The following is a 22,904-nucleotide window of genomic DNA, read 5'->3' on the forward strand; positions in this document are numbered from 1 at the left end:
TGCGGCTCCTAGGGACGCGGGGTCATAAGCCGTTTCCTTTCAGAAGGAAGAACGCCTTCTTACAGGAACCGTCTTATGCCTGAGGCCCGCAGGACAAGGAAGGCTTCGTCAGCATAATCATCGCACGACCAAAAGCGGAAGCTTTTGGGAGGATGCGGGTCATGCAGACGTTGCCACAGGACGTGGCGCTCTTAGTCTGCGTTCATTCGTGGGCAAGGCGCTTGCGCTTTTCTTATTAATTGCGATGTAAAGCTGAGGGGATAAGAATTCAAGGTTAATGGAGCAGGGAGTATCCTCACAGGCTAAAAGCCAGGGTAGTGGAAGCATATCGTTGGCTGCTTCCACTATTTACGTTTACAAATTGTCTTTATGGTACGGCGAATTCAGTTCTTCACTTACTGCACTGAAGGCATTCCCATCAAGGTCAAAGAAATCAAACCCTTTCATCATTCCATAATCGTGAATGCCTGTAGTTTCCACTCCATTTTGTTTCAGCCGTTCGTATGCTTGCTGGATGTCGTCTACTTCGAAATTATAATAGACATTTTTATTTTTTCCTTTGACGGTAAACTCTGTTGGCTGAGGCTTTTCTACCTTTATTAAAGCAAGACCTGTGGTATCATTCTTAAAAACATAGCCCACACCATGATCAGCCCCATTCTCCTGCCACTCATCCACTTTCGTTAGACAAAGGTTTACTTCATACCATTTTTTTGACCTTTCCAAATCCGTAACCGGAATAAAAATACTGCCGACCTTAAACATGCAAGATCACACTCCTTATTTTTTGTTCCTATACAAACGATTATAATAAAAGAAAAGTTACAAAATAATGAAAATATTTTATTGGAGGAAAAATGATTACTGAATCTTTAACTGTTGAGGAAATTTCTTTGAGGCTATATAAATATTGTTTATCCTTAACATCCTCAGAATGGCTGGCCGAGGATCTAACCCAGGAGACAATGATTAAATGGATCAGAATAAGAGAAAAAGAGCCAGACCGGGTGATGAACATAACTTATTTGTACACCATTGCCCGAAATATTTATATTGATGAAAAACGCAAAAAAAGTGAAATTTTGACGGATCCTCACGAGTTATATGCAAAGTGCCGGGACTTTACGGAGTGGGACAGTTTAGTAGAAATCTTATATAGTTCACTTCCACTCCGTCAGGCAATGCTAATAACGTTAAAAGATGTGTTCCAATATACCTCTGAAGAAATCGCCGCAATGCTGAGAGTCAGTAATGAATCCATTAAAACAGCCCTTCACCGGGCAAGAACTTCATTAAAGAAAAATATTTCTCTAAAGACTAATAAACAGCCATACAATGACAATATGATAAATGAGTTTTCATTAGCAGTAAAAAACCAGCAGCCGTTTAAGATATTTTACTATTATCGACTGCTGCAGACAGAACATTTCAATGTAATTGCCAATAGGGAGAAGGGGTTACATGCCATTTTTATATCAGATCCAGATGGGAATATTCTTCAGGTATTTTCAAGATAATGTATAGCTATAAAAATTGGCTTTACATAGGAGAAGAAACCTTGCCAGTCAGGTGGACTAATCAATTTACAAAGATGAAGAAGAGTTATATAACATTTGAGGTGGCTTTGATGAATACTTACGCAGTTGAAGATTTATCGAAAAGTAAAATAATAGAATTTTTTAAGCTGCACTGGGGGAGCCCGGAAATGGTTATTTCCAGTGGGATTTATGATTGCAGTGCATTAGATGGGTTTGCTGTTCTAAATGAAGAAGAAAAAATCATTGGCTTAATTACTTACCTAATCAAAGATAATGAATGTGAAATTATATCCTTAGATAGTATGGAAGAAGGTAAGGGGATAGGTACATCGTTAGTACAAGAAGTCGAAAATCTTGCTATAAAGAAAAATTGTAAAATCGTAAAACTTATAACAACAAATGATAATTTATCAGCATTAAAATTTTATCAGAAACGAGGATTCATCCTTTCCAAAATTATTCATAATGCTGTCAAGGAAGCAAGAAAGGTAAAACCCGAGATACCCTTAATTGGAAATGATGGTATTCCGATCAGAGATGAAATTGAAATGATAAAGGTATTGAACTGACGGGTGCTTATAATTCGAAAAGCTGCTATATAGCAGCTTTTGTCTATTTTAAACCAAGGAGTTGAACGGGAATACCGCGAAAATCGTAATGATTACTATTTACAAATCGTAATCATTACGATAAAATGTTCCCTAAGTAAAGGGGGAGTTACATTGTTAAAAAAATATGCAGGTTTACTAAGTATATTTATAGTCATCTTCACACTGGCTGGGTGTGGAGGAAAAGCTGCAAACAGCAGTGAAAGTGAAAAGGAACCAAAAGGATCCAGCAAAGAGTTAAAGATTTATACAACTGTATATCCGCTTCAGTTTTTTGCTGAACAAATTGCAGGAGATCAAGCTTCCGTGGAATCTATTTTGCCATCGGGATCAGACTCACATACATATGAGCCAACCACCGGCGATATGATAAAAATATCTGAATCTGATGCTTTTATTTATAATGGGGCAGGTTTGGAATCATATGCAAACAAAATCTCGGAAACCATTCAATCTGATGGCGTCATGATACTTGAAGCATCAAAAGGAATTAACTTGGAAAAACATGTGCATAACCATGAAGGAGAGGATGGCGGCCATGAGCATGAAGAAGAAGGCAGTCATGAGGATGAACATGCTGGACATAATCATGGGGACCAAAATCCTCATGTTTGGCTGGATCCGATTCGTTCTATTCAGATGGCAGAGCATATAAAAGATTTATTAGTTGAGTTGAAACCAGAGGAAGAAGAAATTTTTAACAAGAACTTTGTGGAGCTGAAAGGAAAGCTCGAAAACTTAGACCAGGATTTCCGTTCTCAGCTTGAAAATTTACCTGAAAATAAAATTATTGTATCTCATGCTGCTTATGGCTATTGGGAGAAAACCTATGGGATCGAGCAAATCGCAGTATCCGGCTTGAGCCCTGCTAACGAGCCCTCACATAAAGAGGTACAAAACATCATTAAAACTGCTGAAAAACATGGTTTGAAGCATGTATTCTTTGAACAGAATATAACTCCTAAAGTGGCAGACATAGTCAGGAAGGAAATTGATGCAGAGGCTTTACGCATACACAATTTATCGGTTTTAACAGAAGAAGATATAAAGAATAATGAGGACTACTTTACGCTCATGCAGCACAACTTAGAGGAACTGACAAAAGCATTATCGGAACCTTCATCCGAGGGAGATTCTGAGACAAATGAGCATGGTGAACACGATCATGGCCATACTCATTCACATAATGAAGAAACAGCAAAAATTTATGAAGGGTATTTTGAAGACAGTCAAGTGAAGGATCGAGCCTTATCCGACTGGGAAGGAGATTGGCAATCTGTATACCCTTATCTTCAGGATGGCACCCTTGACGAAGTATTTGCTCATAAAGCAGAGCATGGGGGTGAGATGACAGCGAAAGAATATAAGGAATATTATAATAAAGGCTACCAAACAAATGTTGGACGAATTCTAATACAAGGCAACAAGGTAACGTTTTTCAAAAACGGAAAAGAACATTCTGGGGAGTATATCTACGATGGGTATGAAATCTTAACATATGATGCGGGTAATAGAGGGGTTAGATATGTATTTAAACTAGAACCAAAAGCTGAAGGTCTTCCTAAATATATTCAGTTTAGTGATCATAGCATCTATCCGACAGAAGCTAGTCACTATCACCTGTATTGGGGTGATGACCGGGAAAAATTGCTGGATGAAGTTACCCATTGGCCTACGTACTATCCATCTGACATGGATGGCCATGACATTGCCCATGAAATGATGGAGCACTAAACTATCACTCTTCATCATAGCCCCAATCTAAAGAAGTCGCCTGAACCTGATTTGCGCGGGTTTTTTGATTGGGTGTATGGTGAGCTCTTTTTCATAAAAAAGAAAAAATCAGCAAAACTATAACGCAATGCTGGTTCCTTTTTTATCTGTATCGTATTTTCATTATGATGATTTTTCCAGTTACATGAAAATCAGCAGCAAGATTTCCTCAAGCTGTACAAGCTGCGGGTCTGGCAGCTCCTGCAGCTCTTGCACAGGCTGTGGCGGGGGCGGAGATTAATAAAAAAGAGAGCCTCGCTGGTTGTAAAGGCAGCGAGGCTCATTAGCCGGTAAGACATTGACTGGGGAACACCCCTCACACAAATGAGGGAGAAAATTATTTATCCTGTGCAAGTTCTTTTCTATTGGGAGCAAGCGGCGGCTGTTCTAACCACTTGTTCTTCACCATAATACCGAACCATTTTCTGGTGATTCCCAATGATTTCAGGATTGCTTTTTCATAAGCTAAGGCCAGATCTGTACGCATGGATCCGGCCAGGCCAGTCCCGTAATATACTTGTGCAGTTTGAGCCAGAAAACCCATATGATACAACATTAATTTATCGGAGAATGGAGAGTCCTTTGACGCTGTAATCTCTGATTCCCACGACATTGGGACTGGCAAGTTATCTTTGTGCAATATTTCTGAAAGGTTCTGCAGGCTTTCATCGGCGGCTTTCTCCAGCTCCTCAAAAAACTTTCTAATATCTTTCGATTCTGTGACTTGACTGAATCCGATGGAAAGAGCTTTTGCCATAACCCCCTTTTTAATGTTAAGAGAAATACTGATTAGTTCTGTAGAAGATAAAACTCGGCCTTTACCGAAGAATCCATCCATAAAATCTGTTGATGTAATAATTTCAGGGGTCTCGTTAGGATAAAAATAGGGATCTCTTTGGAAAACGCCTTTTTTCAGCAGCAGTTCAATGGTTAAATCGTACATATTTTTTGCATCATCCACACATGAATTGTAAAACTCCCTTAAGTCCTTTCTGATCGAAACACTTAAAGCGGTTGTATGTCCCACTAAACCATGTATAGTCATAATATGTAAGTAATTTAAGCAGAATGTGTCAGAAAACAATCTCTCTGCATTTTTATTGAGGTCGGACTCTGTAAATCCAATAGGCACTGGAAAACCATCCTTCTCAATGAAGGAAACAAGCTGCTTCTTTTGCTTTTCCCATGTCTTAATGGCTATTTCAAAAATTTGTTTTGTTTCGCCGTCTTCTATAATAGAAATCATATGCTTATTTACGATTTCGGTCATTGTTCCGTTTACATACTCCCCCCATAGTGTTCCTATTTCGGAAGATGTAAGCTTTATATTATCATTTTCCAATTGTTCTCACCTCTTCAGTATTTTTTACTAATACAGAATGATGTATGCAGTTTTTTTGCTATACCACTTGTTCTTGGTGCTTACTTCCAAGATTGATATGGCTCATTTGTTGGGCAACTTTAAAGTTGCTCGTGTTTACAAGTAACTGTACGGTTGCTTATAATCAAAATATGAATTGGGACAAAGACGCTATATTTAAAGCACTTGGTGATTCGACTCGGCGGCTTATATTGGACGAACTGTCCGAACGCAAAGAGATGACGCTGTATGAACTGACGGCTCGTCTCATTATGAAGCACGGCCTGTCCATTTCGCGGCAGGCAATAGCTAAGCATCTTTCTGTATTGGAAGATGCACAGCTCATTAAATCCGAACGAAAGGGAAAATATCGGGTAATTATTTTTAATAACCAGCCACTAAAAAATCTGCTGAAAGGATGGCTAGAGTAATTTACTAAAAGCGGAATAGGGATTCTAACAGAGGTATGTGCCGGCTTTGCTGGCAGTCCGCTGTAAATATCAAAGGAGGAAAAAATATGTTGAAAGTTATTGTAACCAGTATCTTCGTCCAGGACCAGGATAAGGCATTAAAATTTTATACAGAAACACTGGGGTTTGTTAAAAAGCATGACATACCAGTCGGGGAGCACAGGTGGATCGCCCTTGTTTCACCTGAAGATCAAGGCGGTACGGAGCTATTGCTGGAACCTAATGTACATCCGGCTGCTAAAGAATATCAAAGGAAGATTTTTGCAGACGGAATTCCGGCCACAATGTTTGGCGTTGCTGATGTTCACGAAGAATATAACCGATTATTAACCCACGGAGTGAAGTTTACTATTGAGCCGACAGTAATGGGTGATGTCACATTGGCTGTCTTCGATGATACATGCGGCAATCTTATTCAAATAGCGCAGAAATAGCTTTATAAAGTAAAAGAAATTTTAGGGCGGTGAAGAATGGATAGTCAGCTGAAATTGGAATTTCAAAAATCAAAATCAGGCGATAAAGATGAGCGTTATGAAGCATATCAGCACATTTTAAAGGCTACTGACCAAGAAGTTGATTGGGCATATGAAGTATGGGATCAGCTACTAGAGGACTTAACTCATAAGGATAACCATCAACGCTCCCGTGCAGTGCAATACTTAGCTAACCTGGCTAAAAGCGACCCGGAGATGAGAATAATGAGGGACTTCCCTAAGCTGTGGGAGGTAACCAAAGATGAAAAGTTTGTTACAGCCAGACATAGCCTTCAATCTATATGGAAAGTCGGGATTTCCGGTACACCCCAAAAAGAAATGGTCATGGAAGTAATGGCTGAACGTTTTAATAATGGAACAGATGAAAAAAATTACACGTTAATCCGTAATGACATCCTTCAAAATATGAAAAATTTATATGATCATCTGAATGATGAGGCTATCAAACAAACAGCTTTAGATTTGATAGATAGTGTTGAGGACAAAAAATACAAGAAAAAGTACATGGATATATGGAAATAGCTCAAATTGCTGAAGATTAAGGTCTTCAGCTTCTTCTCATGATGTTGGGTAATAAATACTCAGACAGAATAGAACACATTATTGCAAGATAATGGATGATTGAGGGACGAACGTTGTGATTCTGATTTCAACACACGAATAATGTCATTTCCTCCCGAATTCTTTTATGTAAAAAGAGATTGGGGAGGATTTTTTAATGTTAAAGAGATCTAGAAACATGCTGATGGCCCTCGTGGCTGTGGTTCTCATGCTGGCTGCTCCTTCGTTTACAGAAGCGGCGCTCGGGGATCGGACACTTGCCAATGGATCATCAGGGTCAGATGTCGCCGAATTGCAGGATTACCTGATGACAAAAGGGGTATTCCCATACCATACATCGACAGGATACTATGGTTCTATCACAGTGGAAGCAGTTAAGGATTTTCAGCGTAAGCGCAATCTGAAGGTTGATGGAATTGCAGGGCCGCAGACAAGCCACGCACTAAAAGTGCTTAGATACGGGGACATTGGGAAGCAAGTCATCCAAGTTCAATATCAGTTGAAGCAAACAGGTCACTACAAATCTAATTTAGATGGTATTTATGGAAATGGTACAGTGAGCGCCGTCAAAAGCTTTCAAAACCAGCAGGGACTGACGGCAGACGGCATTGCCGGACCAATGACGAGAGCAGCGCTCGATCGAAAGGCGAAGCGCGGCACAGCGGCAGGTAAAACATTGACTGTGGAAAGCACAGCATATACCGCGAGTTGTGATGGCTGTTCAGGGGTAACCAGGATGGGACTTGATTTAAAGAAATATCCTGATGCAAAAGTGATTGCGGTTGATCCCAGTGTCATTCCGCTTGGCTCCATCGTTAAAGTGGAAGGCTATGGAACTGCAATAGCAGCAGACATAGGCGGCGGCATCAATGGCAATTCAATCGATGTGTTCATTCCTAGCCAGGGCGATGCCCTTGAGTGGGGGAGAAAAAGCGTACGTGTGGAAGTGATCGAATAGGTATGGGCTGGCCTGCACTAATATTAGTGCAGGCCAGCTTTTATTGTTTTAGAAAACTCTAAGCAATGGGCCTGGTTAAGAGGAAATTCTTTATCATACCTATTAAATTTGCAGAGTTTATGGATTTCAATAGATTGTTATACTTTTTGTAAGTTTATTTGGTTAAGTGAAGTTCATCACTTTTGTATATTCTTGCTGTTATTATGCTCTCTATATATACGAAAAGGGGAGGAACATTCCATGATTAAGTTTAAAGTGATATTTAATGTATTTTTATTGTTAGGCGTGATACTGGCTGGATGCAGCTCGGGAAGTAATGCTGTTGATGACAAAGAAAGTGAACCGAAATCTGTTTCCGGTGATGTTCAGCAAACGGAAGGCAATAAAGAAGAGGCTGAAGGAAAAACGGAGGTCCAATATTATTACACCGCTAACGAAGAAGGCAGCATCTCAAAAATTGATGCAGCTGACAATTCAATTGTAACGACAATAGAGGTAGAAGGTTCCGCTCACAATGTGCAGGTTTCACCAGATGGAAAATTAATCGGGGCTACGGTTGTGCCGGGTATGGAAGGACATGGGGGAGGCCATGGCGGCCACGGAGAAGTGAGTGCAAAAGCAGTTTTTTACAGTGTTGAAAGCGATGAACTGATTCAGAAGGTCGAAGTTGGCAATCATCCTGCCCACATTGTTTTTACGGAGGATGGGAAGTACGCTGTTGTAACAAACAACGAAGACAATACTGCATCTGTCATTGATATGGATAGCTTCAATGTGACAGATACAGTTGAGACAGGCAAAGGGCCGCATGGATTCAGGATTTCATCAGATAGCAAAAGAGCTTACATTGCCAACATGGGTGAAGATACAGTCAGTGTTATTAATCTTGAAACCATGAAGGAAGAAAAGCGGATCAAAGTGGGAATAGCTCCTGTCACTACGGGTGTTACTTCTGATGGAAAAACACTTGTCGCTTCATTAAATGGAGAAAATGCGCTCGCTGTGGTTGATCTGGCTACTGATAGGGTTGAAAAAATTCCAGTGGGGACTGGTCCTGCACAAGTATATATCGATGAGAAAGATCAGTTTGCCTATGTAGCCAACCAGGGAACAGAAGAAGCTCCATCAAGCAGTGTTACCGTTATAGATCTTGCTTTAAAGAAAGCGATAGCTGAAATTGAAACCGGAAAAGGCTCGCATGGCGTGGTAACAAGTCCGGACAACAAGAGGGTATATGTAACGAATATGTTTGAGAATACGGTCAGTATCATCGATAAAGAACAGAATAAGGTCATTGATACAATTGAAGTAAAAGGAGTGCCGAATGGAATAAGCATTACAGATTAGATTGATATCAATGAAGAAAACCGCTTGAGGATTACAGGAATCTCGATTCGGAAGGTACACACCCATTCGTTTTCAGTGCTTGCCCCAATAAATAGACTAAGGGGGCAGGCACCTGATTTTATTTTCTTTGAAGGTGCCTTTGGTCAATTTTGAGATATTTCATCGTATGTACCTTCATTTATGCGATGAGAGATGATATTAAAGTGCAGCGGCAGACACCTTTTTGTCTGCCTAACCTTATTCAATGTCCTTCGTCAAGCTTTCCATTATGCCTTCATCCATCGGGCCGACAATTTTCTTTGTGATGACGCCCTTTGTATCGAGGATATAGCTTGTTGGAATAGTAAATGCTTGATATTGCGGGCCGATCATGCCATCTTCATCGAGGGGGATAGAAAAGGTAAGTCCGTAATCCTTAACGAATTTTTCGATATCTTTCCGGCCGTTGTCAATATTTGTGAGATTGACTGCTACCACTTCAATGCCATCTCCTTTATGCTTTTCGTAGAAATTTTGCATATGTGGCATTTCGGCCTTGCAGGGCGGACACCAGGTTGCCCAGAAGTTGAGGATGACCTTCTTCCCTTGAAGATCTGATAGTTTCATTGTTTTGCCATCGAGAGTAGTTAGTTCAAAATCTGGAGCAGGCTTTCCTTCCTCAACCTGAGTAAGGTCTGACCCAGGTATATTCTCGGTTTCGATCGACTCCTCTTTGTTTTCCACAGCAGCATTGCTTATGCTTTCTTTATCCGCAGATGGTTTCCATAGATTGACGAATACAATCGCCAGGGCCAATAGAATTATGGCTATCGATAACAAATTTTTATTCAACCTTTTACACCGCCTTAAGTAGTTAGTTTGCAGCTAAGATTTCTGCGATCCCGGATAGACAGGATGTATACGATAAATGCCAGCCAGCCGAATGTCAGTATCTCAAGGGACAGGATCGGCTGAAAGAAACTGATAATAAGCAGCTCGAAAAGGAAAACGATGGTGAATGCCTGGATTGAGAAGCTTTCGTTTTTCTTTTTAAGAAAAGAAGCATAGCTGATCAGCAGAAGCATACTTGCTGTGGCAGCAATCAGGTTTATTTCCAGTGCATATTTGGTGCTTTCAAAACTAATGAAAAAAAGAGGAAATACCTTAAAAGCATCGCGATAGACTGTCTGGTGCGTCTTTCCTGCAATATAAATCAGATAAACGGAAAGCGATATAAGAGCAAGGAGATGCCCTTTTGAGCTTCCGTTAAAATAAACAATAGACAGCGGCATCTCTATGGCCATCTTAAAGTGAAACAGAATATAGCTTAGCTTCCACACCAGAAAGTAAAGAAAAAAGCTGTTCCAGTACCAATCCTGAAGCTTTCTTCCCGAGACGAATCTGTACAAAAGTGATGTCATAAAAAGGGACAGCAGAACAGCCAGCCAAACAGCGGGAATCGTCAGGCTCCCGATATTAAAATAACTCAATCAGAATCACCCGTGAATGTAACCTCATAGCTTATGTCGATAGAGCCGATCACAGATTGGATCATTCCGCAATTTTTCACAGTGAGCTCTGCCACTTTTGCGGCCTGTACTTTGGAAAGAGCTTGGTCTGCATGAACCTCAGCTAAAATGGTAAGCGTATTTATCCGATTGGCTTCTTCAGGATTTCTGGAGACAGAAACTTCCGCTTCAATCTTCTTAACTCCCAGCCTCTTCTTTTGAAGGATATTCCAAAGAACTGTGCCGCTGCATCCAGCCAAGGATGACACAAAGAGTTCCATTGGGCGATAGCCAGCCTTGTCATTTGGAGAAACAGGCAGCTTTCCGTAGCCTAATTCACCTGTAATGTTTTTATCATTTATTGTAAATTTCATTTCTTCACCCCTTTTCTGTCATTAGTATGAAAGGGTTTTATTAAGATTTGATTAAGAAAAGCAGCTAATTTTTAGAAGCCGCCCTATCTGCCGGAAGGCTAATGTTAAAAGTATGGCGGATTCCATCTGTCTGCAAAGAAATCCGCCCCTTATGTGCTGCCACAATACTTTTGGAAATGGCTAATCCTAATCCAGCTCCGGTTACTTTTGTACTCCTTGATTCCTCAAGTCGATAAAACCTTTCAAAAATCAGGTCTTTTTTTTGAGGATCAATGTACTGCCCTGTGTGGGAAATAGTAATGGAATAGAAATGATCGGAGAGGGCGGCATTTATAGCCAGTTCGGTCCCTGCATTGTAATCAAGTGCATTTTGAAGAATATTAGTAAAAACCTGTTTAAGGCCGTCTTTATTTCCCATTACCATTGAAGGCTCAATCCGGACCTCCTGGAGATCAAACGTTTCGTCCAGTTTTAACCGAAAGGCACTAAGTGATTCTTTTAAAATCGTGTCAATGGATAAAGGCTCGAATGGTTTTTCTGTGAAATATGTGCCGCTGCTCCATGTGTTGAGCTCTGTTATTAGTTCCACGATGCCGGTGATCCGCCGGGACTCCTCAAGCAGTGAGCTGAATAATTCAGGATCACCCTCGATGACTCCGGATTGAAGGGCTTCAAGATAGCCATTGATATTGGTTAAGGGAGTGCGGAGCTCGTGGGCGATATCACGGAGCATTTCTTCCCGTTTTTCCTGAAAAGATACAAGGGAGGCCGTCATGGCATTAAAGTTTTCGGTCAGTTCCTTTAATTCTCCCGAAGAAGGCACGGCCAGTTCTTCAGGAGCCTTGCCTTCCATCACTTCCTTGGCAGCCCGGGACAGATTCTTAATGGGATGGACCAATTTACGGGCAGTAAAATAGTGGAATAAGCCGGCGATGGCAAATGCAGCAATACTAACCCTCCAGAGAAATCCGTTCAAGGTAACAACCAGATCCTGTCCGGTGACATCTTCTGAGTTGACAAGGAAGCATGCGTAATCCTTTACTGAAAAACCAGCCAGGAGGATCACAAGAAAAATGACCAGGCTATTCAGGGCAACGAGGCGCGATAACAGATTGGAAAATTTTTTATAGACCCACAAATTTATACCCCATTCCCCTTACCGTCTGAATATAGTCTTTTGGTGTTTTTTGCTTGATTTTTTCCCGGAGATGCTTGATATGCACATCGATTGTCCGTTCAGACACTGCCTTCTGGTTATGTTCATAAATGCAATTTAGAATTTGTTCTCTCGATAAAACTTGACCCGGGTGCTGCATAAACATATGCAGCAGTTTAAATTCAAATTGTGTCAGCTCAAGAGGGTCTCCATTAATGAGGGCTTCTCCTTTTGCCGGTTTGAGAGTAAATCCGGTAAAGCTTAATTTCCCGCACCTGCTTGAGGTTCTTCTTAGGACTGCTTCGATGCGCACCATCAGTTCAGCGGGGCTGAAAGGTTTGACGACATAATCGTCTGCACCCAGTTTGAAGCCCTGAATGCGGTTTTTTTCAGATGCTTTGGCAGTAAGCATAATGATTGGCATCATGCTTTTCAGATCTTCCCGCACCCAGCGGCAAATTTCCTCACCGCTGACTTTAGGAAGCATCAGATCCAGAATTAAAATGCAGGGATCAAATAGATCAATTTTCTTCATGGCTTCACGGCCATCCGCCGCTTCCATTACTTCATAACCTTCTTTTTGCAGGTAGATATTCACGAGGTTGCGGATTTTGGCATCATCCTCTACCACCAATACTGTTTTTCCAATAAGGTGCTGATCTGGCAAAATAATCATCCTTTATTATTTATCGCTTTAGAATTGAAATAGGCTATACGCGGAAAGCCATGCACTAATTTTTTGCATTTGCCCGCTTAAGACGAGCATTCCCAGTGCAACCATAATCATGCCATTAACAAATGCGAGCCTGGATAAGTACTTATTAATTTTGCGCATGGTTTTTAATGAATAAGAAATGATCACTGAAATAATGAAAAATGGAATGGCCATTCCAAGAGAATAAGCCATTAATAAGAAGATACCCTGGCTTAGAGTATCGGAAGAGCCCGCCAGTAATAGTATGGATGAAAGCGCAAGTCCAACACAAGGCGACCAGCCGCTTGCAAAGGCCATTCCAAGTAAAACTGAGCCAAACATGCCCTTTGATTTCTTTTCTGTATGGAATCGCTTTTCTTTCATTAAAAATTTGAATTTAAGCAAGCCGGCCATCTGCAGTCCGAAAATAATAATTAACAAACCGGCAGCCTGCATAATGATCATCCGATAATTCATTAAAATTTTCCCTACAAAGCTGGCGGATGCCCCAAGAGCTATAAAAATCATGCTAAACCCAATTATAAATCCAAACGAACGCAAATAAAGCTTCTTCCGGTCCACCTGCATTTTAGCGTTCTCGATTCGTCCTCCAGTCAGATGGGTCACATACGCCGGAAGCAGTGGAAACACGCAGGGAGAAAAGAAAGACAGCATTCCGGCCGCGAGGGCAAAAAACATTCCAACATCATTCATGTAAGTCACTCCTTTATCCTTCATTTTGATGGGCTATTGTTAAGGCTTTATTAAGAAATGGATTTGAAGCCCAAGAGTAAATTGAAGAAAAAGGTTTAGTTTGTTTTTATACGGATAGAGGTATAGAAAGTCTGTTGTCAAAAATTTGGAAGGACCCGCCGGGCATTGAAAGCAGGATCAAAAAGATACTAATAGGGAAGGGAGGGATGAACATGAATGTGAATAAAATGTTGGATGCTAAAGGACTTTCCTGTCCGATGCCAATTGTTAAAACCAAAAAGGAGATGACCGCACTTGAGCCAGGGCAGGTAATGGAGGTCCAGGCGACGGATAAAGGGTCTACAGCCGATATTAAAGCATGGGCCAAGAGCACCGGCAACCATTACTTGGGAACAGTAGAAGACGGTGATACCTTAAAACATTATCTGCGCAAAGCAACTGCGGAGGAAGAAAAAGCGGAGACCAAACACCCTCATGTAACAAACCTTGGCGATCTCCAGGAAAGAATGGAAGGTAATGAGAATATTACCATCCTTGATGTAAGGGAGCCTGCAGAATTTGCCTTTGGCCATATCCCAGGTGCCGTCAACATCCCTTTAGGGGAGCTTGAAGACCGATTTGAGGAATTGGATAAAAATGAAGAAGTGCACATTATATGCCGGACAGGCAACCGCAGTGATCTGGCTGCCCAAAAACTGACTGAAAAAGGATATGCAAATGTCAAAAATGTAGTTCCTGGCATGAAAGAATGGAAGGGCAAATTAAATCAGAACCATTAAGGAGGTAAAAGAATGAAGGTAGCCATTATTGCAGCCAACGGCAGCATGTTTGATGCTTATAAAGTGTTTAACATTGCGACAGCAGCTGCAGCAACAGATGCAGAAGTAGGAATCTTTTTCACTTTTGAAGGGTTAAATTTAATCCATAAAGAGGGACATAAGAATCTTCCCCTTCCTCCGGGAGGCGAGCATTATCAGGAAGGATTTAAAAAAGCCAATGTTCCGCCAGTGGATGAACTGGTAAACATGGCGAGTGAAATGGGCGTAAAAATGATTGCCTGCCAGATGACCATGGACGTAATGAGCCTTGAAAAGGAGCAATTTGTGGAGGGCATTGACGTTGGCGGAGCCGTGACGTTTTTAACCTTTGCCAAGGATGCCGATGTAACACTTACTTTTTAATCCCGCAAAGAGGTGAAAAAAATGGCTGAGAATCATGTTAAGACAATCACCGTAAAGGAATTAACCAGAAAAATTCTGGACCATGAAGAAACATTCATTTTGGATGTGCGAAATACGGATGACTTTGACGATTGGAAGATTGAAGGGAAAAACGTCCATATCATTAACACACCGTATTTTGATTTACTTGAGGGAGTTGAGTCCATCCGGGATCAGCTGCCTCAGGGTCAGGAAATTTTTGTCGTATGCGCCAAGGGAGGCTCATCGGAATTTGTTGCCGGACAGGTAGCGGAAGCAGGCTTTCCAAATGTATATTCCATTGAGGGCGGAATGAAAGCATGGAGTGAACATCTGGAGCCCATTAAGGTTGGGGATTTGAAAAATGGCGGTTCCATTTATCAATTTGTCCGGATTGGAAAGGGCTGTTTATCATATCTGATTGAGTCCAATGGGAAAGGAGCATTGATTGATGCGAACCGGATGTCAGGTCCGTATGAGGATTTTATCAGGCAAAAAGAGGTGACCATTACCCATGTCCTTGACACCCATTTGCATGCAGACCATGTTTCAGGCGGAAGAAAGCTTGCTGAAAAGTTTGGAGCCGGTTATTACCTGCCGCCAAAGGATGCGGAAGAGGTCCAATTCGAGTACAATCGCATTCATGACGGCGATGAGTATCAGGTAGGAGATACAGTTATAAAGGCAGTATATTCGCCGGGCCATACCATCGGCAGTACTTCATTTGTGGTCGATGGCCAATATTTGCTCACGGGCGATATTCTGTTCATTGATTCGATTGGCCGCCCCGATCTGGCTGGAAAAGCTGGAGATTGGGTAAAGGACCTGCGGACAACCCTGTATAAAAGATATAAAGAGCTGACCGATGACCTGCTTGTGCTCCCAGCCCATTTTATGATTTCAGATGAAATGAATGAGGATGGAAGCATTTCGGAAAAGCTTGGGGTGCTGTACCAGCAGAATCACGGCTTAAAGATCGACAGCGAGGAGGAGTTCCGCAGAACCGTTACGGAAAATCTTCCGCCGCAGCCGAATTCCTATCAGCAAATCCGGGAAATGAATATGGGCAAAATCTCACCAGAGGAAGAAGCACAGCGTGAAATGGAAGTTGGTCCGAACCGATGTGCGATCAGGTAGAAAATAGAGGTTCCGGGAGGTCCTTAGCAACAAGATTCTGATGCACATCAGGATCTTGTTGTTTTTTACATAGATTTATATGCTTAATCTGAATAAAAACATTTCATTTGACAAATTTATTATTTTCATAGCAAAAGAATGTTGACGAAATGAATATTAATATATAGAATTAACTAAGTGATAATAATTATCATTTTCAAATACATATATAAAGGTGGAAAGATAACATGAACTTATCAAAATTACTAAAGCCTTTTATTGCAACAACAGCTTTAACTCTGGCTCTTGCCGGGTGCGGAGGAGAAGGCGCATCTGAGGGAGAAAAAGAAAAAGACACCGCTTCCAAAAAGGAAGAGCAGGTGGTCAATGTGTATACTGCCAGACATTATGAAGCAGATGAGCAAGTCTACAAAGACTTCACAGAAGAAACCGGCATTAAGGTCAATGTCGTTAAAGGGGAAGCGGAGGAGCTGATTGAGCGCCTAAAGCGTGAAGGCGAAAGCACGGAAGCGGATTTATTTATTACAGTAGATGGCGGTGTCCTTGCGCACGCAAAAGATAATGATATTCTTCAGACAGTTGAATCCGATGTGATCAGTGAAAATGTCCCTGAGAACCTGCGCGATAAAGAAAACAAGTGGGTTGGAATGGCGACCAGAGCACGTGTCATCGTGTATTCGAAGGATAGAGTTTCACCTGATCAATTATCAACTTATGAAGATCTAACAAGTGATAAGTGGAAGGGCAAAGTGCTTGCGCGATCTTCAACAAGCCTTTACAACCAGTCTTTGCTTGCTTCTTTCATTGAGTTGAATGGTGAAAAAGCGGCCGAAGAATGGTCAGAAGGCATTGTGAAAAACTTCGCGCGCCAGCCGGATGGCGGTGACCGCGATCAGGCGAAGGCTATTGCAGCCGGCACTGGTGATGTAGGGATTATGAATACGTACTATGTGGGATTGCTTGCCAATTCATCAGACCCTGAAGAAGTGAAAGTGGCAGAAGGTCTGGGTGTATTCTTCCCTAACCAGGAAACAAACGGCACACACGTGAATATCAGTGGAATTGGTTTAACGAAGCACAGCAAAAACCCTGAAAATGCAACGAAACTAATCGAATACATGACTGGAAAAGAAGCACAGGAATATCTATCAGCGAACAACTATGAGTTCCCGGTTAACCCTGACGCGGAAAAGCCTGAAATCCTGAAGTCATGGGGCGAATTTAAAATGCAGGAGCTTGACTTTGATACTTTAGGGAAGCATAACCAAAAAGCCATTGAGATCTTCAATAAAACAGGCTGGAAATAATAATGAATACGGAATCTGTTAAACATTTTTTTCGAAAAGATTTTAACGGATGGTGGCTGGTAAGCTTGATTGGGGCGGCAATAATTTTGCTGCCCATCTTGTTTATCTTTTTTTCTATTTTCCAGGAACCGAATGAAAACTGGTTTCAGATTAGGGAATATCTATTAAAGAATTATGCTGCCAATTCGATTATTCTCGTTGTGCTGACAGGGCTATTTACAGCCATATTAGGGGTGAGCCTGGCCTGGCTCGTTGCCGCATACGATTTCCCGCTGAGACGCTTTTTTAGCTGGGGGCTTATTCTCCCGCTGGCCATTCCTCCCTATATCGCTGCTTACACATATCGGACGATGTTAAGCTACACAGGGGTCGTACAGGTTACTTTAAGGAACAAGTTCGATTATCAGATCAATCCGGAATGGCTGTCAATCTCCTCACTGAGAGGGGCCGTATTTATATTTACGATCTTTCTTTTTCCGTATGTGTACATTATCTGCAGAGCGTTTCTTGAAAATCAGAGCTCTTCTTTCCTTGAAAATGCAAGGCTGCTGGGAAGAAAGCCTTTTTCAATTTTTGTAAGAATTGTCCTGCCGCTCTCCAGGCCGGCAATCGTGGCCGGCGCTGTGCTTGTCATTTATGAAGTCTTAAGTGATTATGGGGTAACAAGCTATTTTGGCATCCATACGATTACAACGGCCATCTTCCAGACATGGTTTGGCATGTATGATGCAGATTCAGCCATGAGGCTGGCGGCATGGCTGATGGTCGTTATCGTTGGATTATTTTTTATAGAAAAATTGCTCAGGCAGGGGAGACGCTATAATATCAGCAGCAAATCAAGACCCCTGGTCCGTAAAAAGATAAAGGGGCTTCAGGCAGCAGCGGTGTTCAGCTATTGTTCAGCGATCTTTCTTCTCGGCTTTTTTATACCGGTGGTACAGCTGCTGGCATGGACCAGGCTGACTTTCGCAAAGGTATGGAACGATACGTTCTTTACGCTATTAAAGCAGACTGTTTTTGTTGGGATGATATCCACGTTGCTGATCCTTTTATTTGCTGTGATTATTGCCAATGTAACGAGGTCACATTCGAACGGGGCCTATATTTTATCCAAGCTCGCAACAGCCGGCTACTCGATTCCCGGGGCGATCATCGCAATTGGAATCCTTGCGTTATTTATAGAACTTGATTCTTTGCTTGCGCCATTTTATGCTTATATGGGATGGGGGAAAGCTCCCCTTATCTTAAGTTTATCTCTGGGCATGCTGGTGATTGGCTATACCATCCGTTTTATGGCAACAGGCTATAATGCTGTTGAAATCGGCTTTGAGAAAATCGGGCCTAAATATACAGAAGCATCCAGGATGCTGGGATTCGGCGTCACCAAAACCTTTTTCAAGGTGGACTTGCCGCTGATCAAAGGCGCCTTATTCAGCGGGTTTATTTTAACATTTGTAGAGATTATTAAGGAACTGCCTTTGGCTTTGCTGCTCAGGCCGTTTAACTTTGATACCCTTGCCACGAAGACCTATCAATACGCAAAAGATGAGATGATACATGAAGCAGCCATCCCTTCTCTCATGATTATCCTCATAAGTGTTTTATCTGTTGCGGTGTTCCAAATGATTGATAAGAAGGTGAAGAAATGAACATCCTTACCATTCAAAACCTGACTTTTTCATTTCCAAAAGCCCGTGTTCCTGTAATTGAGAATTTTTCTTTTAAAGTGGACGAGGGTGAAATCGTGGGCATACTCGGACAGAGCGGAAGCGGTAAAAGCACGCTGCTCAGATTGATTTCAGGTCTTGAAATTCCGAGGTCGGGAAGAATTGAAATCGCAGGCACAGAAGCAGCCGGAGAGAAGACGTTTGTACAGCCGGAAGACCGCGGGGTGGGCATGGTATTCCAGGATTATGCCCTTTTCCCTCATATGTCAGTAAAGGATAATCTTTTATTCGGTTTGTCGCGCCTGCCGCGGAAAGAAAGATATCCGCGTGTCAGGGAGATGCTTGAGCTTGTTCAGATGACAGATTATGAGAAAAGATATCCGCATGAGCTAAGCGGCGGCCAGCAGCAGCGGATTGCTCTGGCAAGGGCTCTGGCACCCAAGCCGAAGCTGCTGCTGATGGATGAGCCATTCAGCAATTTGGATGCGAACTTAAAAGGATCGATCAGGGATGAGCTTCTGATGATACTGAAAAAGGCAAACATGACCTGTATCATGGTGACGCATGATAAAGAAGATGTGGAAGCCATCTGCGGCAGAAGCAATGTATTTGGGAAAGCGGAAGGAACAGCATGTGAAACTCCTGGAAAGGAAAGTAAACTTACCTTTGTGAGGTAGCTCTTTAAGGCTTGCTATAGAAGCGAGCCTTTTTGATATTCTGTCAGATACTCTATTTTAGAAGCTTTCATAATTTGTTCATATTTATTTGCTATAGTACTTTGATATAGTAAGAGATGAAGACAGAATAAGGATGTGAAAATGATGAAGATCAAATTGGTTCTTGCTGCTTCACTGATTTCTATGGCATTAGCTGGCTGTGGACAAGCAGATTCCAAGGATGATGCTGCTTCTGAGACTGAAGACATCAAAGCATTAGTGAAGGATTACAGCGTTGGAAACATAAAGACTGGATCTGCCTCCATTACTTCAGAGCAGCTGATCGTTAAAGAATCGGACGGAGAAGAATTATCCTATGATCTGCCGGAAGAAGAATTTTTCGTATCGATTGCCCCTTATGCTAATGAAACCCATCCTTGAACGAATCATAGCTTGACAGGTTGTCAAGGTGAACTGGCTGAAAAAGAGTTTGATGTTTATATTGAGGATTCGGAAGGCAATGTGATTTTGGATGATACGATCAAAACTCAGGCTAATGGGTTTTTCGATTTATGGCTTCCAAGAGACAAAACCTATCAAATAAAGATTAAGCATGATGGAAAAGCATCAGAATCCGAGATTTCTACTTTTGAGGATGACGCTACTTGCATTACCACGATGCAATTAACATAAAAGGATCTGCTGCAGGCGAATACCTGCTATCGGGCTGCCATTGGGCGGCTCTTTTTTTAGAAGTTGTATTCCTTTTTCTGGTTATTATGTATAATAATATTCAAATATATATTTGAATGTTACGCGGGGAGCGATGGCCATGAAAAAGTATGAAGCTGTCATTATTGGCGGTGGTCAAGCCGGGTTAGCGATGGGATATTTTTTGAAAAAAGAGAAGCTATCCTTTGTGATAATAGAAAAAAACGGCCACGTGGGGGATTCCTGGAGACAAAGATACAATTCCCTTGTTTTATTTACTACGCGCCAATACAGCAGTCTGCCCGGACTGCAAATGAGAGGTCCATCAGAGGGTTTTCCGGCGAAGGACGACATGGCAGATTATCTGAATGACTATGTGAAGCATTTTGATCTTCCCGTCATGCTGAATACGAACGTCATTCAGTTAAATAAGCTGCCAGATGGTCCGTTTATTATAGAGACTAACAGCGGTATCGTTAAAGCTCAACAAGTTATCATCGCAGCTGGTGCCTTTCAAAAGCCTTATATACCTCCTCTTATTAAAGATGGAACAGATGCATTCCAGCTCCACTCTTCAGAATATCGTTCACCGGAAGAAGTACCAGGTGGTGAGGTATTGATTGTGGGCGGCGGCAATTCGGGTGCGCAGCTTGCTGTGGAGTTAGCCAAAGATCGGAAAGTCACAATAGCTGCCCGCCATCGCATGAAATTTTTGCCCTTAACAATTCTGGGGAAAAGCATTTTTTATTGGCTGGAAAAACTCGGCCTGCTGTTTGCGGGGACAGATACGATTAAAGGCAGCTGGTTTCAGAAACAGAAGGACCCGATTTTTGGAAAAGAGCTGAAAACACTCATTCAGAATAAAAAGGTTGATGTAAAGCCAAAAGTTTTACAGGTCAGTGGTACAGAAGTACTCTTTGGAGATGGTATTCAGAGGAATTTCGAAAGTATTATCTGGTCTACTGGTTTTGTTCCTTCATACGAATGGATTCATATAGAGGGTGTGGTCTCTGCTGAAGGAAAACCGATACATAAAAGGGGAATTACTGAAATTAAGGGGCTTTATTTTATTGGTTTACCTTGGCAATATCAGAGAGGATCCGCTTTGATTTGTGGAGTGGGAAGGGATGCAGAGTATTTGGCTTCCATAGTTCTTTCTGGCAAGTTCCAACAGTTAAGGAAGTAACTCAAAAAACCAAAAAGCTCAGATATTCCGAGCTTTTTGGACATATTCTAATTGATATGGCTATTCTTCTTTAAGGTCATTGATTAGTTTTTTCATTTCCGAAATTTCTTTTTTTTGTGTTTCAATAATGGTGTCGGCTAAGCTGCGGACTCTCGGGTCTGATATCTGAGCCCGTTCACTGGTTAAAATGGCAATGGAGTGGTGCGGAATCATCGCTTCCATATAGTCAACATCATTTACTGTGGTCTGGCTTCGCAATAAAAATAAGGATGCGATGAAAACGAAAAGGCTTCCGGCGGCAATTCCTGCATTCAATTTACGATTTTTTAACATATTGCGCATAAATGCCAGCATAATGATAGCCATCGTGGCCCCCATCAACAGAGCCATATAAGCCCTTGTTTCACTGAAGAAGACATGATCCAATTTATATGTGCTGAAATATTTAAAAATAAACATGACAATCGTAGAGACTATTACCATTCCTGCAAATTTTACATAAGCTTTCACTCTATTTCCCCCTCTTGGCTAGAATTTATAAGATGTGCTTGTCTAAACTTAAGCAGGGTTTTAATCAGGCACAAGCCATTGTACAAGGGCCGGGAAGAACGCATATGAAACTCCCTTTAAATGGCGTCTTTATTATTTTCTACCACGTCTAAAATAAAATAAACTGCACAGAAAATGCACATATAGCTTTCTGCCGCGTTCCTGGCTAAATGTTTCGTCATTAGTTAAACAAAGCGAAGTATAGTAGAGAGCTAGAAAGGGGCCGGGATATGAATAATTGGTTTCCCTGCCTTTTAAAGAAAGGGGCGGTCATTGAAAAAAGGATTAGCTGCTAAAATAGATGAATATTTAATGAAAAGTAAGCGATCAGAGGGTGTTTCTATGAAAAAATGGCTTGGCTCAGCAGGAGTTTGTATTAGAGGACATAAGGTCCTAATGGTGTTGCAGGGAACAGCAGATGAACCAAAACGCTGGTCTGTTCCTTCCGGCGGATTGGAAGAAGGAGAAACGTTTGAAGAGTGCTGTATCAGGGAGATAAGGGAAGAAACGGGGTTTGAGGTAAGAGTGATACGGCCTATTTATAAAAAAGAGAGCAGTGGCGGAGAAGTCAGATATTATGAAGTTGAGATTATTGGAGGTAAAGCAACAATTCAGGATCCTGACCAATTAATTTATGACATTGACTGGAAGAGTCTCGAGGAATTAAGAACCTTAGAGTTATGCTTTCCCGAAGATCGAAATTTTTTAATTACTCAAATTTCTTTTACTTATTGTGGAGAAGATTATGGAGTGGAATTATAAAGGTGCCAGAAATTATGAAATATAAGAAAGATGTAAATCCAGTTATTAAAAAGCAGGTAATTTGACTCTAAAAAAAATACAATTGCAGCGTTCAGTCTGGCAGTTATTAATATAAAGATTCACAAACCCAGAAACAGCTGCTTAACCAGGCAGCTTCTTCTTTAAAACTCAAAGGCCAGGTTGGTTAAAAAGGAAA

The 22,904-nt window shown here is 41.5% G+C and carries 26 protein-coding genes; 17 read left to right on the top strand and 9 right to left on the bottom strand.

Annotated features, from left to right (window positions below):
- Positions 1-354: 354 nt before the first annotated feature.
- Complete coding sequence (locus PBF_RS00405) at positions 355-765, bottom strand: VOC family protein (RefSeq protein ID WP_035325595.1); 411 nt, start codon at positions 763-765, stop codon at positions 355-357.
- Positions 766-857: 92 nt separating this feature from the next.
- Between PBF_RS00405 and PBF_RS00410 the strand changes: the two genes are divergently transcribed.
- From PBF_RS00410 to PBF_RS00420, 3 genes are all read left to right on the top strand, one after another.
- The gene (locus tag PBF_RS00410; protein ID WP_035325597.1) at positions 858-1,517 is read left to right on the top strand and encodes an RNA polymerase sigma factor; all 660 of its coding nucleotides are present in this window, start codon (positions 858-860) and stop codon (positions 1,515-1,517) included.
- A 110-nt stretch (positions 1,518-1,627) separates the two neighbouring features.
- Positions 1,628-2,107: a GNAT family N-acetyltransferase gene (locus PBF_RS00415; RefSeq protein ID WP_035326572.1), complete on the top strand. Its 480-nt coding sequence runs from the start codon at positions 1,628-1,630 to the stop codon at positions 2,105-2,107.
- Between the two features lie 153 nt (positions 2,108-2,260).
- Positions 2,261-3,880: a metal ABC transporter solute-binding protein, Zn/Mn family gene (locus PBF_RS00420; RefSeq protein ID WP_035325599.1), complete on the top strand. Its 1,620-nt coding sequence runs from the start codon at positions 2,261-2,263 to the stop codon at positions 3,878-3,880.
- Between the two features lie 376 nt (positions 3,881-4,256).
- Here PBF_RS00420 and PBF_RS00425 read toward each other — a convergent pair whose 3' ends face one another.
- Positions 4,257-5,261 carry a DUF3231 family protein gene (locus PBF_RS00425; RefSeq protein WP_035325601.1) on the bottom strand — a complete coding sequence of 335 codons (1,005 nt, stop codon included), beginning with the start codon at positions 5,259-5,261 and terminating at the stop codon, positions 4,257-4,259.
- Between the two features lie 170 nt (positions 5,262-5,431).
- Here PBF_RS00425 and PBF_RS00430 point away from each other — a divergent pair, with 170 nt between their 5' ends.
- The 5 genes from PBF_RS00430 (at position 5,432) to PBF_RS00450 (ending at position 9,109) form a co-directional block, all read left to right on the top strand.
- Positions 5,432-5,710, top strand: a complete 279-nt coding sequence (locus PBF_RS00430; protein ID WP_035326573.1) for an ArsR/SmtB family transcription factor — start codon at positions 5,432-5,434, stop codon at positions 5,708-5,710.
- Between the two features lie 89 nt (positions 5,711-5,799).
- Positions 5,800-6,183, top strand: a complete 384-nt coding sequence (locus tag PBF_RS00435) for a VOC family protein (RefSeq protein WP_035326574.1) — start codon at positions 5,800-5,802, stop codon at positions 6,181-6,183.
- A gap of 36 nt (positions 6,184-6,219) precedes the next feature.
- On the top strand, positions 6,220-6,765 hold the full coding sequence (locus PBF_RS00440; RefSeq protein ID WP_035325603.1) for a hypothetical protein: 546 nt from the start codon (positions 6,220-6,222) through the stop codon (positions 6,763-6,765).
- A gap of 196 nt (positions 6,766-6,961) precedes the next feature.
- On the top strand, positions 6,962-7,762 hold the full coding sequence (locus tag PBF_RS00445; protein WP_035325605.1) for a peptidoglycan-binding protein: 801 nt from the start codon (positions 6,962-6,964) through the stop codon (positions 7,760-7,762).
- Between the two features lie 240 nt (positions 7,763-8,002).
- On the top strand, positions 8,003-9,109 hold the full coding sequence (locus PBF_RS00450; RefSeq protein ID WP_035325607.1) for a beta-propeller fold lactonase family protein: 1,107 nt from the start codon (positions 8,003-8,005) through the stop codon (positions 9,107-9,109).
- A gap of 237 nt (positions 9,110-9,346) precedes the next feature.
- On the opposite strand, the gene PBF_RS00455 is transcribed toward PBF_RS00450, so the two are convergent.
- The 6 genes from PBF_RS00455 to PBF_RS00480 form a co-directional block, all read right to left on the bottom strand.
- A complete protein-coding gene (locus PBF_RS00455) occupies positions 9,347-9,940 on the bottom strand; it encodes a TlpA disulfide reductase family protein (protein WP_051488770.1) in 594 nt (197 codons plus the stop codon).
- A gap of 14 nt (positions 9,941-9,954) precedes the next feature.
- Complete coding sequence (locus PBF_RS00460; protein WP_051488771.1) at positions 9,955-10,578, bottom strand: hypothetical protein; 624 nt, start codon at positions 10,576-10,578, stop codon at positions 9,955-9,957.
- Positions 10,575-10,970, bottom strand: a complete 396-nt coding sequence (locus tag PBF_RS00465; RefSeq protein WP_035325609.1) for an OsmC family protein — start codon at positions 10,968-10,970, stop codon at positions 10,575-10,577. Before PBF_RS00465 ends, PBF_RS00460 begins: the two co-directional genes overlap by 4 nt.
- A 64-nt stretch (positions 10,971-11,034) precedes the next feature.
- Positions 11,035-12,108, bottom strand: a complete 1,074-nt coding sequence (locus PBF_RS00470) for a HAMP domain-containing sensor histidine kinase (protein WP_035325611.1) — start codon at positions 12,106-12,108, stop codon at positions 11,035-11,037.
- Positions 12,095-12,793, bottom strand: a complete 699-nt coding sequence (locus PBF_RS00475; RefSeq protein WP_152539654.1) for a response regulator transcription factor — start codon at positions 12,791-12,793, stop codon at positions 12,095-12,097. Before PBF_RS00475 ends, PBF_RS00470 begins: the two co-directional genes overlap by 14 nt.
- A gap of 27 nt (positions 12,794-12,820) precedes the next feature.
- On the bottom strand, positions 12,821-13,534 hold the full coding sequence (locus tag PBF_RS00480) for a cytochrome c biogenesis CcdA family protein (protein ID WP_035325616.1): 714 nt from the start codon (positions 13,532-13,534) through the stop codon (positions 12,821-12,823).
- A gap of 206 nt (positions 13,535-13,740) precedes the next feature.
- Between PBF_RS00480 and PBF_RS00485 the strand changes: the two genes are divergently transcribed.
- The 8 genes from PBF_RS00485 to PBF_RS00525 all read left to right on the top strand — a co-directional run bounded on the left by PBF_RS00485 (position 13,741) and on the right by PBF_RS00525 (position 21,397).
- Positions 13,741-14,313, top strand: a complete 573-nt coding sequence (locus tag PBF_RS00485) for a sulfurtransferase TusA family protein (RefSeq protein WP_035326579.1) — start codon at positions 13,741-13,743, stop codon at positions 14,311-14,313.
- A gap of 12 nt (positions 14,314-14,325) precedes the next feature.
- On the top strand, positions 14,326-14,715 hold the full coding sequence (locus PBF_RS00490; protein WP_035325620.1) for a DsrE/DsrF/DrsH-like family protein: 390 nt from the start codon (positions 14,326-14,328) through the stop codon (positions 14,713-14,715).
- Between the two features lie 21 nt (positions 14,716-14,736).
- A complete protein-coding gene (locus PBF_RS00495) occupies positions 14,737-15,870 on the top strand; it encodes an MBL fold metallo-hydrolase (protein ID WP_035325624.1) in 1,134 nt (377 codons plus the stop codon).
- Positions 15,871-16,097: 227 nt separating this feature from the next.
- The gene (locus PBF_RS00500; RefSeq protein ID WP_035325628.1) at positions 16,098-17,177 is read left to right on the top strand and encodes a Fe(3+) ABC transporter substrate-binding protein; all 1,080 of its coding nucleotides are present in this window, start codon (positions 16,098-16,100) and stop codon (positions 17,175-17,177) included.
- 2 nt (positions 17,178-17,179) lie between these two features.
- The gene (locus PBF_RS00505) at positions 17,180-18,826 is read left to right on the top strand and encodes an ABC transporter permease (protein ID WP_035325630.1); all 1,647 of its coding nucleotides are present in this window, start codon (positions 17,180-17,182) and stop codon (positions 18,824-18,826) included.
- The gene (locus tag PBF_RS00510) at positions 18,823-19,521 is read left to right on the top strand and encodes an ABC transporter ATP-binding protein (protein ID WP_035325634.1); all 699 of its coding nucleotides are present in this window, start codon (positions 18,823-18,825) and stop codon (positions 19,519-19,521) included. The genes PBF_RS00505 and PBF_RS00510 overlap by 4 nt, the downstream gene beginning before the upstream one ends.
- Positions 19,522-19,665: 144 nt before the next feature.
- The gene (locus tag PBF_RS26345) at positions 19,666-20,193 is read left to right on the top strand and encodes a CueP family metal-binding protein (protein WP_200869994.1); all 528 of its coding nucleotides are present in this window, start codon (positions 19,666-19,668) and stop codon (positions 20,191-20,193) included.
- 139 nt (positions 20,194-20,332) lie between these two features.
- Positions 20,333-21,397 carry a flavin-containing monooxygenase gene (locus PBF_RS00525; RefSeq protein WP_035325644.1) on the top strand — a complete coding sequence of 355 codons (1,065 nt, stop codon included), beginning with the start codon at positions 20,333-20,335 and terminating at the stop codon, positions 21,395-21,397.
- Positions 21,398-21,457: 60 nt separating this feature from the next.
- Here PBF_RS00525 and PBF_RS00530 read toward each other — a convergent pair whose 3' ends face one another.
- Entirely contained in the window at positions 21,458-21,907 is a 450-nt protein-coding gene (locus PBF_RS00530; RefSeq protein WP_200869988.1) for a DUF305 domain-containing protein, read from the bottom strand.
- 381 nt (positions 21,908-22,288) lie between these two features.
- On the opposite strand from PBF_RS00530, the gene PBF_RS00535 reads away from it, so the two are divergent.
- Positions 22,289-22,708, top strand: coding sequence for an NUDIX domain-containing protein (locus PBF_RS00535; RefSeq protein WP_051488786.1), 420 nt, complete (start codon positions 22,289-22,291; stop codon positions 22,706-22,708).
- Positions 22,709-22,904 lie beyond the last annotated feature (196 nt).

It is taken from the genome of Cytobacillus firmus DS1 (assembly GCF_000565285.1).
Taxonomy (GTDB): Bacteria; Bacillota; Bacilli; order Bacillales; family Cytobacillaceae; genus Cytobacillus; species Cytobacillus firmus_A.